The following is an 11,472-nucleotide window of genomic DNA, read 5'->3' on the forward strand; positions in this document are numbered from 1 at the left end:
TACACTGGTATTTCTACTCCTGCCGGTACAGTGATGCTTTCTGCGCTCCCGATAATTTTAGGTATTCAATTAATACTTGCTTTTTTGGGCCAAGATATTGCATCCGTACCTAGAAGGCCGTTCCATTTGTCAAAAATAAAACCGAAGACTAAAGCAGGTAATCTGTAATGGTTTATGCCATCGCTATCTTGTGTGTATTTGGCATTGCCGCAGGGCAGATAATGTTCAAACTTAGCGCCGGTTCACTGCAGCGTGCAGGTACTTTTTTTGACTTAAAAACCCTCATGATCTTGGGCTCTGCGTTTGCGCTGTATGGTTTAACGACCATCGCATGGGTATGGGTTCTACAGAAAATTGAATTAGGCAAAGCTTATCCACTTATGGCCTTGGCGTTTGTTCTCGTACCGATTGGTAGCCATTTCATTTTAGGTGAGCGCTTCCAGATGCAATATTTTGTCGGAGTGCTGTTTATCATGTTCGGTATAATACTGGCGGTAAAGTCTTAGTTTATTGAAATGCACGGTCGCGGTGTCATATATTAATAGGCGCAGGAAGGCGGTATGCAATTATCAAAAGGGGACGCTTGGGCGCTTCCACAGCTATTATGGGCATCATGGTGCTCACATTGGTTTTTGCTGACTCTAAGATTAGATGGGCTTTATCTTGGTGTTTCGGATGACGAATACATTCAAATTCTCATGTCCAGATTGATGCCGCTATCGGGGGGCTATGTCAGCTCTGAGGCATAGATTTCAGGCTGTGGTCTGAATTTTATCGAGATAACACACTCATAGGTTCTAGCGACCTCGTTGGCCAAGATGCGCTGGCGAAAGTGAGATGAGCGCTGGACACCTTTGGAAAGGATTCTAGGAAATTTGATCATGTCCAATTCGTCATTCAGACTACGATTCTTGGGGCGAAACTGTGCATGATTTGGCTTGTCTTGGTCGTATAAGGGCTTCTCAGCAGGTATGATTCAGCGTTGTTCGATGCCCTCCATAGATTCTGCGTAGGGCATTTTTAAAAAATGTGCTTTAGAGCACTCGGATGGATTTCGAAGGATTCGCATGAAAGCAATTGTTACCGGCATCACTGGGCAAGACGGCGCATACTTGGCGGAACTGCTGCTGGGTAAGGGGTATACCGTTTATGGAACCTATCGCCGCACCAGTTCTGTCAATTTCTGGCGCATTGATGAGCTTGGCGTTCGTCAACACCCTAACCTGCATCTGGTTGAGTATGACCTAACAGACCTGTCTGCCAGCATTCGTCTGCTGCAGACCACTGAGGCGACAGAGGTTTATAACCTTGCAGCTCAGAGCTTCGTTGGTGTTTCGTTCGATCAACCGCTGACCACCGCAGAGATTACCGGCCTTGGCTGTGTGAATTTGCTGGAAGCCATCCGCATCGTTAACCCCAAGGTTCGTTTCTACCAGGCATCGACTTCAGAGATGTTCGGTAAGGTCCAGGCGATCCCTCAGATAGAAAGCACTCCCTTCTATCCGCGTAGCCCGTACGGTGTGGCCAAGCTCTATGCTCACTGGATGACGATCAACTATCGTGAGTCTTACGGGATTTTCGCCACCAGCGGGATCTTGTTCAACCACGAGTCTCCTCTGCGCGGTCGCGAGTTCGTGACCCGTAAAATCACCGACTCCGTCGCCAAGATCAAGCTGGGCCTGTTGGACAGTTTGGAACTTGGCAATATGGACGCCAAGCGCGATTGGGGTTTTGCCAAGGAATACGTCGAAGGTATGTGGCGCATGCTGCAGGCCGATGAGCCGGATACCTTTGTACTCGCAACCAATCGCACTGAAACGGTTCGCGATTTTGTTTCCATGGCGTTCAAGGCTGTTGACATCAACATCGCTTGGGCCGGCGAAGCAGAAGCCGAGCAGGGTACTGATACAGCAACGGGTAAAGTGTTGGTGACCATCAACCCGAAATTCTATCGTCCAACTGAAGTTGAGTTGCTCATCGGTGACCCAGCGAAAGCTAAAAAAGTACTAGGTTGGGAACCAAAAACAACGCTCGAAGAGTTGTGCCGCATGATGGTTGAAGCGGATCTTCGTCGTAACGAACAAGGTTTCTCATTCTGATGAGTATTGCTGGCAAGCGTGCACTGATTACAGGTATTCATGGCTTCACCGGTCGCTACATGGCCGAGGAGCTACAAGCCAATGGTTATGAAGTCATCGGGTTAGGTAGTCAATCCTCCGAGGATGAAAATTATCACCAAGTGGATCTTGCAGATGGTCCTGCTCTTTGCTCCTTGCTGGCACAGATTCAGCCAGATGTTGTTGTCCACCTTGCCGCACTGGCCTTTGTCGGGCATGGCGCTGCAGAGGCGTTTTACCAGGTCAACTTGATTGGTACGCGCAACCTGCTTGTAGCCATCGCTGATTGTGGGAAAGAACTTGATTGCGTTTTGCTAGCGAGCAGTGCCAACGTCTATGGTAATGCCTCTGCGGGCCTGCTAACGGAGTCGACTCCACCATCACCCGCTAACGACTATGCGGTGAGCAAGTTAGCCATGGAACACATGGCTAACTTGTGGCAGGGGCGCCTGCCTCTCGTGATTACTCGTCCGTTTAACTACACGGGTGTGGGCCAGGCCGATAACTTCCTTTTACCCAAAATCGTGTCGCACTTTCGCCGTAAAGCCGAAAAAATCGAACTAGGAAATCTGGACGTGTGGCGGGATTTCAGTGACGTGCGTGCGTTGGTGCAGGCCTATCGTGGCCTCATTGAAGCCAAGCCGCTGGGGCAGACTGTTAATGTCAGCTCGGGGACTGCTTATTCGCTTCGTGAAGTGATTGAAATGTGTAAGTTTTCCACAGGCCAGGACATTCAGGTTGAAGTGAATCCTGCGTTCGTCCGAGCCAACGAGGTTAAGACTCTATGTGGGGATAACTCTCTTTTACGGTCGCTGCTTCCGGGTTGGAAAACACCTGCATTGGATGAAACTCTGGGCTGGATGTTGAAGGCTAAATAATCGGATGTGTTGTTATGAGTTGGTGCGCGACAAAATCCTTAAGGGTGATAACGCGGTGGTAAGAGGTAAATGATCAAGGTTCTCCATTTTTACAAAACTTATTATCCGGAAACCATGGGTGGTAGCGAGCAGGTGATTTTTCAAATCGCCGAAGGAGGGGCTCGCCATGGGTTTGAGTCCGAAGTTTTATCACTGAGCCGTCAAGGCGGGGCAAGGGATGAAATCGTTGGCCACCACGTAAGTCATCGGTCAAAGCTTGATTTTCATCTGGCATCTACAGGGTTTTCACTCTCTGTATTTAAAGACTTTGCAGCGCTGGCGAAGACGGCGGATGTGATTCATTATCATTTTCCCTGGCCATTGATGGATGTTGTGCACTTCGCTTGTCGAATCAAGAAGCCGACAGTCGTTAGTTACCATTCGGACATCATCAAGCAGAAGACGTTGCTTAAACTTTACAGGCCATTAATGGATCGGTTCTTATCCAGCGTGGATCGTATTGTCGCCTCATCACCCAATTATGCGCAGAGTAGCCCAGTACTTAATAAGTTTGAGGCAAAGGTTCGTATTATTCCTTACGGCCTGGATCGAGGGACATACCCACAGTCATCGGATGAAAAGCTCGATTACTGGCGTCAGCTAGTTGGGAGTCGCTTTTTTTTGTTTGTTGGTGCGCTCAGATACTACAAGGGCCTCGACTATCTTCTGGAAGCCGCTCATGCAACCCAGTTGCCGGTTGTGATACTGGGCGGCGGGCACCTTGAGCAGGAATTGAAGGCGCGAGCGTTACAGCTAGGCTTGAACAATGTGTATTTCCTGGGCTCATTACCCGATGAAGATAAGGCTGCTCTACTTGAACTCTGCTATGCATTTGTCTTTCCCTCGCACTTGAGATCCGAATCGTTCGGCATCTCTTTGCTAGAGGGCGCCATGTTCGGCAAACCTATGATCTCTTGTGAAATTGGCACAGGGACCACCTTTATCAATATCGCCGGTGAAACAGGTTTGGTGGTACCCCCCTGCGATGCTGCTGCGCTGGGGCAAGCTATGCTGTCGCTCTGGCAAAACCCAGAGATGGCATTAACGATGGGGGAAAATGCCCAGCGAAGGTACGAGGAGTTTTTCTCAGCTGACGTAATGGCTGAGTCCTATGCGAACGTCTATAGAGAGCTCCTGCATATCTGAAGGCGATTTTTGTCCGGTCAGTTGAGGTCGTTGTGCATACGACAGCTCGGGTACATGTGATGAATGATTCCGCACAGAGTCCGCTTGTTGATATCAGAAAAGTGAATATCGAGGGCACCCTGAACCTTGCTCGTCAGGCAACTGCCGCCGGTGTAAAACGATGCATTTTTATCGGCTCGATCAAGGTTAATGGCGAGTCCACGTCGCTAGGCAAACCGTTTACTGCGCAGGATGTTCCCGCTTCCATGGACGCTAGTGGACATCAGCAAAAAACGTGAATTACCCGGCTGGAAGCCACGGGTCGATCTGAATCATGGTTTAAGATTCACCGCCCAACATTTTCTGGAATCACGTATCTCATGAGTTATTGGTGGCTTACCCCCGCAATCGCGTTTGTATCGTTTTTTCTAACCTCCGCGCTTCGCCGCTATGCGCTGGCACAAAGCTTACTAGACATCCCCAACGCCCGAAGCTCTCATACTTTGCCTACGCCCCGCGGCGGGGGGGTAGCCATTGTTGTTGTCTTCCTGTGCGCACTTTTGTATTTGCTGTGGGCTGATACCATCTCATCGGTTTTTTTTACCGGCGCAGCTGGCGCAGGACTCATAGTTTCCGTGACAGGTTTTATTGACGACCACGGGCATGTGGCAGCGCGGTGGCGCTTGCTGGGGCATTTTTTTGCAGCGGCGTGGGCGCTTTTTTGGGGCGGAGGTTTTCCAGCGCTGCACGTATTCGGAGTGTGGGTAACCTTTGGCTGGTTGGGCTATGTTCTGGCCGCGCTTTACCTTGTCTGGATGCTGAATCTTTATAACTTCATGGACGGCATTGACGGCATCGCCGGAGTCGAGGCGATCTCTGTGTGTCTCGGGGCGTGTTTGATTTACTGGCTGACTGGCGATAAAGCGTTGATCTGGGCGCCGCTACTGTTGGCTGCTTCAGTATTGGGCTTTTTATTTTGGAATTTCCCCGTTGCTAAAATCTTCATGGGTGACGCCGGAAGCTCTTTCTTGGGCATGGTCCTGGGGGTCTTATCGCTTCAAGGCGCCTGGGTCAGGCCTGAATTTTTTTGGGCCTGGTGCATTTTGTTGGGGGTATTCATCGTGGATGCGACCTTCACGCTGGTTCGTCGACTAGCCCGGGGCGACAAAATATATGAAGCCCATCGCAGTCACGCTTACCAATTTGCATCTCGTCGCTATGGGCGGCACCTGCCGGTCACGATCGCTGTGGGGCTTATTAATATGTTTTGGCTTTTGCCCTTGGCGATTGCCGTTGTCTGTTTCGAGCTGGATGGGGCGATTGGCATTATGCTTGCCTATACTCCCTTGCTGGTTCTGGCCTGGAAGCTTCAAGCAGGAGCACGAGAAAATTAGCATGCCATTTATACTATTTCGTTGTCCAACCTCGAACCTCGGGCCGTAAATACGTACAATTGGCCGGTACCGATTAATGGAGCCGGCTACGGATAATGACTAATGGATAAACTTCGCGCATATCTGGTAAGCCTTTCCAGAAGGCAAAAGAGAACGTTGCAGGTGCTGACGGACATAGTGCTTGTCTGGATTGCCCTGTGGATGTCGTTTGTCGTTCGTCTGGGCATAGACGATTTGATCAATCCCCTTGCGAAACACACCTGGTTGTTCGTAAGTGCCCCCATTGTAGCTATTCCATTATTTATCCGTTTCGGAATGTATCGGGCGGTGATGCGCTATTTTGGCAATGATGCATTGGTTGCCATTATTAAAGCCGTCAGCCTGTCTTCTCTGCTGCTCGCGTTTGTTGTGTATTGGTACAGCAACCACGAAACCGTTATTCCGCGCTCAATTATCTTCAATTATTGGTGGTTGAGCATGGTAATCGTTGGTGGGCTACGGCTCGCCATGCGCCAGTATTTTATGGGTAATTGGTTTTCGGGTGCGCACCACACGCCTTTTAGCAATAAGGATGAAAATTTAACCAAGGTCGCGATTTACGGCGCCGGGGTTGCTGGTAATCAGTTGGTAGCAGCACTTCGCATGGGACGAGTGATGCGTCCGGTGGCATTCATTGACGATGACCCGAATATCGCGAACCGTATAATTGCTGGTCTGCAGGTTTACAAGCCTAAACATATTCAGGACATGATCGATGTAACGGGAGCAACTGAGTTACTGCTGGCGTTACCTTCCTCTTCGAGAACTCGGCGTCGAGAAATTTTACGTTATTTAGAAGGTTTTCCACTGCACATCCGTAGTGTGCCAAATTTTACGGACCTGGCAAGTGGACGGGTCAAGGTTAGCGATATCCAAGAGGTGGACATCGCTGACCTATTAGGTCGTGATTCCGTACCTGCGCAAGCAGACCTCATGGAGCGCTGCATCTCAGGTCAGGTGGTTCTGGTGACGGGCGCTGGCGGATCAATCGGGTCTGAGCTCTGTAGGCAGATTATCGGACTTGGGCCTAAAAAATTATTGTTGTTCGATCATGCGGAGTTCAACCTTTACAATATTCTCGGTGAGTTAGAACAGCGCAAAAAGCGTGAGTCGTTGGCTGTTGAAATTCTCCCGATACTTGGCTCTGTTCAGCATAAAGCCAAGGTCCTCGAAGTGATGAGGATGTGGGCGGTCAATACCGTTTACCACGCCGCCGCCTACAAGCATGTGCCCATGGTTGAGCATAATATTGCTGAAGGCATACTCAATAACGTAATGGGTACGCTTTACACCGCCCAGGCTGCCCTGCAGTCGGGGGTTTCGAATTTCGTGTTGATTTCGACTGACAAGGCGGTGCGTCCGACCAATGTGATGGGTAGCACTAAACGCCTCGCTGAACTGACCTTGCAAGCACTGAGTCAAGAAATTGCCCCGGTCCTTTTTGGCGATACCTCAAATGTTTCTCGGGTTAATAAAACCCGATTCACCATGGTCCGCTTTGGCAATGTTTTAGGTTCGTCAGGCTCGGTTATTCCGCTCTTCCACAAGCAAATCAAAAATGGTGGACCACTCACCGTTACGCACCCCAAAATTACTCGCTACTTTATGACTATTCCTGAGGCTGCTCAGTTAGTCATTCAAGCTGGTTCGATGGGGCAGGGCGGTGACGTGTTCGTTCTGGACATGGGCGAGCCGGTGAGGATCGTCGAGCTCGCAGAGAGGATGATTCATTTGTCTGGCCTGAGCATCCGGTCTGAGCGAAACCCCCAAGGCGACATCGAGGTTGAATTCACCGGTTTGCGTCCCGGCGAAAAGCTCTATGAGGAACTGCTGATCGGCGACAACGTGGCCGAGACGAAACACCCGATGATCATGCGAGCCATCGAAGACTTCCTTACCTGGGATCAACTCCGAGGAAGTCTCGCAGAGTTGCTGCTGGCTGTTGAAGCAAATGACTATGAGCGCGTTCGTCAATTGCTTCGGAATGTCGTCAGTGGTTACAGCCCTGGCGGCGAGATCGTTGACTGGGTGCATCAGCAGCACCAGAAGAAGCCTTTATAAAATGACGATTGCGTGAGTCCTGTTGGTATCGGCGATATCCCTAGTAGCGGATAGCTCAAACCTTACGCAACCATCTGTACGTTTCTACTAGCAGTCGACCTAAATCCGCAAAACATCCTTGACTCCCCCCAACACAAGCTGATTTATGCATTTTCCTTCAGACGCCTAGTCACTGATGGAAATGAAGCCTTACCGTATTTGCCACAAAGATGATCCTGATCTGTAGTTGGCCGAGGGGGGCAACGCCGTTGTATTCGTTTACCGGCAGCGAACAAACTTGCCATTGCGGTTACGTATAAATTGTTGCGGATAACAAGTGCCGGACGGTTATGAGGCACAAAACGTGCATATCAAGATTGCCAGCACTCTAGCGCCAATCCTTAGGCGAAATCCCCGTTGATAAAGGGGGTAGTCTCTGTTTTTGACCAAGGATGAAGCAGTACAAAACGGGTCCAAATCGTGCATTTTGCACAGGGAGTTGGCGCCAAGAAAGCGAGCAACTCATACATAAAAGGGTTGGCAGCGGAAGATTTTTGACGGTAAGAACGTTTTGAGGGGGATTTTCGTGTCACTTCGTATGAGTTCTCCATATAGATGTTGTGAAGCCGACAAACGGCCTCTCAAGAAGCCCAATCCGTGGACGATATAGCGTTTAGATGGCGCCGTAAATTTGGCGATGTGCCATCACAAATAACTAGAAGATTTTTTAGTTCGGTGAGATGCTTAGCACCCTTAGTAAGAATGCGGTCTCCTCCTCCGGCGGCCGTTGAAAAAAATCTGAGCTACCCATAAAGAATTTCATTTCGATGAAGTTTCGTATCTTTGTATTAGGAGTTGAGCTTTAAATGAGTACACAAACGGATGTTGCTGAGCTGTACACTGCTTTTTTCAACCGCGCTCCTGATGCAGGTGGCCTCGCTTACTGGGTGGATCAACTCGGTTCCGGCGTTATCACACTCAACCAAATCGCACAAAACTGGATGGAATCTCAGCCTGAGGCTCAGATCTATTATCCGACCGGTCAGACAACCGCGATTTTCATCCAGCAGATTTATACCAACGTCCTGAATCGTACTGCCGACACCGCTGGCCTGGATTACTGGACTACTCAGCTAAACAGTGGCGCAGTAGACCGTGAGACCTTTGTTGCTGCAGTCATTAACGGCGCCAAGGCCAACACTTCGGATCAGGGCCTTCTTGACGCTGCGTTGATCAGCAACAAAGCAGCAGTAGGCGTGTCTTTTGCTGACCAAGGTATGAATGACCTCGGTCTTGCTTCCAAGGTTTTGACCACCATCACTGCTGACTCGAACAGCCTGGCGGCAGCGCAGTCGTTGATCGCTCTGGTTCCAGTTAACGCGGACTCGACCACGTTGGACGCGTACAACGCAGCCTTGACGAAAATCGCCACGCTGATCAGTACCACAGCGCCAGCAGACCTTGCTGCTACTCTGACAAACTTGGCAACTTACGTTGCTTCAGCTAGCGCCGACAAATCGGTTACTACGGATCTGTCCTCGTTGATCAGTAGCGTCGGTGATGTAGCTGCAAACCCTACTGCTCTGGCTGACCCAGCCAAGGCTGCTTCCGACTCGCTGAACGCGTCTACTCCGTTTATCCTGTCCGAAGCTGGTGGTGTACTGACAATCGGTGGTACTTCTACCGACGCAGTGACGATTGATCTCGATGCCCACACTGTTTTACGTGCTGGCATTGATCAAGGCGTTACTGCATCGTTCGCAAGCGTTGATGTAAGCGGATATGCCAGCCCCACTGTTACCGCCAAAGGTTCGATCGAAGCTTTCCAAGCCAATCCGGCCCTGACTGGCGTTGACTTCAAAGCTATCGTGGATACCGCTGCAAACCTGTTAGAAACAGGCGCTACCGCAGTAGCCGCGATTGGTGCGACTTCTGTTGCTGTCAGTGGTGAAGCTGCAGGCCCGTTGAGTTTCGAAGATCTGACCTCGCTGACGTCGATCACTACAGATCACACTTTCAGCTACTCGATAGCTGACACGTTTGCGAACATCACCAGCACCGACAACGCTGCCGCGCTTGCAAACCACACCTACGCTTTGACCGATAATGACGGGCTGTCGTTAGGCGGGATCACCGTGGTTGGTGCGACTGCAGTTCTTGGCGCAACGAACGGCGCTGATTACTCCTATAGCATAGTCGACACACCTACCAATCTGGTGGCGGCATCAAGCGAAATCATTGATGGCGCTAGCGACGTGCAAGTTCTCAATGGCGATGCGGGCGTCCTGACCGTTGAGCAGTTTGGTTTGTTGACCACCATCACCAATGGCAACACTTTCGCTTACTCGATCGCCGACTCGCTAGTCAATCTGCAGGCAGACGGCAGCGCTGCTGTCTTGGCAGATCATGATTACAGCTTCACCGATACAGCTGTAAATCTCGGTGAGTTCACCGTGGCGACGTCCGCTTTGGTGACTGGTGCTACGAACCATGCCTCGTATACTTATAATCTGACCGACTCCGCTTCAAACCTGTTAGACGCTGGCGTGGACAGCGACGCTGTTCAATTCGCCAACGTTATCGCAGTTACCGGTAACGATGCAGGCGCACAGAGCTTCTTCAGCATCACTTCGCTGAAAACGATTGTTTCCGCTGGTAATTCAAGCTTCAACTACACCGTTGCCGATACCTTGGCCAACATCCAAGACTCGGACAACGCCGCTGCGCTGACCGGTCACGATTACGCGTTCACTGACCTGAACGGCAGCAACCTAGGCACGTTCACTGTAACCGGTGCTGCCGTGGTTAACCTCGCGACCAATGGCACTGATTATGATTACACCCTGACCGACAGCGCCGATGCTCTGCTGGCCGCGACCATTACATCTACTGCTGTTGCTAACGCTGCTGAGGTCACCGTTGCTGGTGAAGTTGCTGGCCCGTTGAGCTTCGCTAACCTAGTGTTGCTGAACGCGATCACATCTGATCACACGTTCACTTACTCAATCGTAGATACGCTGGCCAATATCCAGAATCCGGATAATGCCGACGCGCTGCTCAATCACACCTATAGCCTGACTGACCTTACGGTTAACCTTGGCACTTTTGACGTTGCTTCGGTTGTGGTAGTGAATGATGCTGCTAACGGCACTTCATACACTTATACCTTGGTTGATTCCGCTGCCAATCTTCTGGCTGCTACCGTTGCAAGCGCTGCGGTAACGGGCGCGAACGTCGTTACCGTGATTGGTAACGCGGCTGGCCCCCTGAGCTTCGCTCAGGTCACCTTGTTGAAAGCGATCACTACTGATGCGGGTGACAACTTCACCTACTCTATAGCTGACACCCTGGCGAACATTCAATCTCCTGCAAACGCTGCTGCGCTGCTCGGCCACACTCACTCGTTTACTGATGTCGCAACTAACCTGGGCACGTTCTCGGTTACTGGGGCTGCTGTGGTCAACACTGCAACCAACGGCACCAGCTACGGTTACACGCTGACCGACACCAGCACTAACCTGCTGACAGCTACCATCACGTCTGCCGCCGTACACAATGCAACTGCTGTTACCGTCACCGGTGAAGCCGCAGGCGCGTTGAGCTTTGCTAATCTGAGTTTGCTGAACGCAATCACTACTGACCATTCGTTCACCTACTCGATCGCCGATACGTTGGCTGACATTCAGAGCCCGCTGAATTCCGCTGCCTTGATTGGTCACAACTACGCCTTCACCGACGTAGGCGTAAACTTGGGCACCTTCGACGTGTCTTCGGTTGCTGTTGTAAACAACGCCACCAACCACGGTTCGTACACTTATACCTTGGTTGATTCCGCTACCA

At 50.7% G+C, this 11,472-nt stretch carries 7 protein-coding genes and 2 pseudogenes; all 9 read left to right on the forward strand.

What is annotated here, in order from left to right; genetic code table 11:
* Window positions 1–168 (forward strand): annotated as a pseudogene (locus M0974_RS20050) (glycosyltransferase family 2 protein); the annotation flags it as partial.
* Window positions 168–506, forward strand: coding sequence for a 4-amino-4-deoxy-L-arabinose-phospho-UDP flippase (locus tag M0974_RS20055; RefSeq protein WP_297840703.1), 339 nt, complete (start codon window positions 168–170; stop codon window positions 504–506). The pseudogene M0974_RS20050 and the gene M0974_RS20055, both read left to right, overlap by 1 nt.
* 561 nt (window positions 507–1,067) lie before the next feature.
* Complete coding sequence (gene gmd, locus M0974_RS20060; protein WP_297840706.1) at window positions 1,068–2,099, forward strand: GDP-mannose 4,6-dehydratase; 1,032 nt, start codon at window positions 1,068–1,070, stop codon at window positions 2,097–2,099.
* On the forward strand, window positions 2,099–2,995 hold the full coding sequence (locus M0974_RS20065; RefSeq protein ID WP_297840709.1) for a GDP-mannose 4,6-dehydratase: 897 nt from the start codon (window positions 2,099–2,101) through the stop codon (window positions 2,993–2,995). Before gmd ends, M0974_RS20065 begins: the two co-directional genes overlap by 1 nt.
* A gap of 69 nt (window positions 2,996–3,064) precedes the next feature.
* Entirely contained in the window at window positions 3,065–4,180 is a 1,116-nt protein-coding gene (locus M0974_RS20070) for a glycosyltransferase family 4 protein (RefSeq protein WP_297840712.1), read from the forward strand.
* Window positions 4,177–4,431: pseudogene (locus tag M0974_RS20075) on the forward strand (NAD-dependent epimerase/dehydratase family protein); the annotation flags it as partial. The gene M0974_RS20070 and the pseudogene M0974_RS20075, both read left to right, overlap by 4 nt.
* 108 nt (window positions 4,432–4,539) lie before the next feature.
* Window positions 4,540–5,553: a glycosyltransferase family 4 protein gene (locus M0974_RS20080; protein ID WP_297840714.1), complete on the forward strand. Its 1,014-nt coding sequence runs from the start codon at window positions 4,540–4,542 to the stop codon at window positions 5,551–5,553.
* A 102-nt stretch (window positions 5,554–5,655) separates the two neighbouring features.
* Window positions 5,656–7,653, forward strand: coding sequence for a nucleoside-diphosphate sugar epimerase/dehydratase (locus M0974_RS20085; RefSeq protein WP_297840717.1), 1,998 nt, complete (start codon window positions 5,656–5,658; stop codon window positions 7,651–7,653).
* An 845-nt stretch (window positions 7,654–8,498) separates the two neighbouring features.
* On the forward strand, window positions 8,499–11,472 hold a 2,974-nt coding region (locus M0974_RS20090), incomplete at its 3' end, for a DUF4214 domain-containing protein (protein WP_297840720.1).

The sequence above is a fragment of the Pseudomonas sp. genome, assembly GCF_026224925.1.
In the GTDB taxonomy this organism is placed as follows: domain Bacteria; phylum Pseudomonadota; class Gammaproteobacteria; order Pseudomonadales; family Pseudomonadaceae; genus Aquipseudomonas.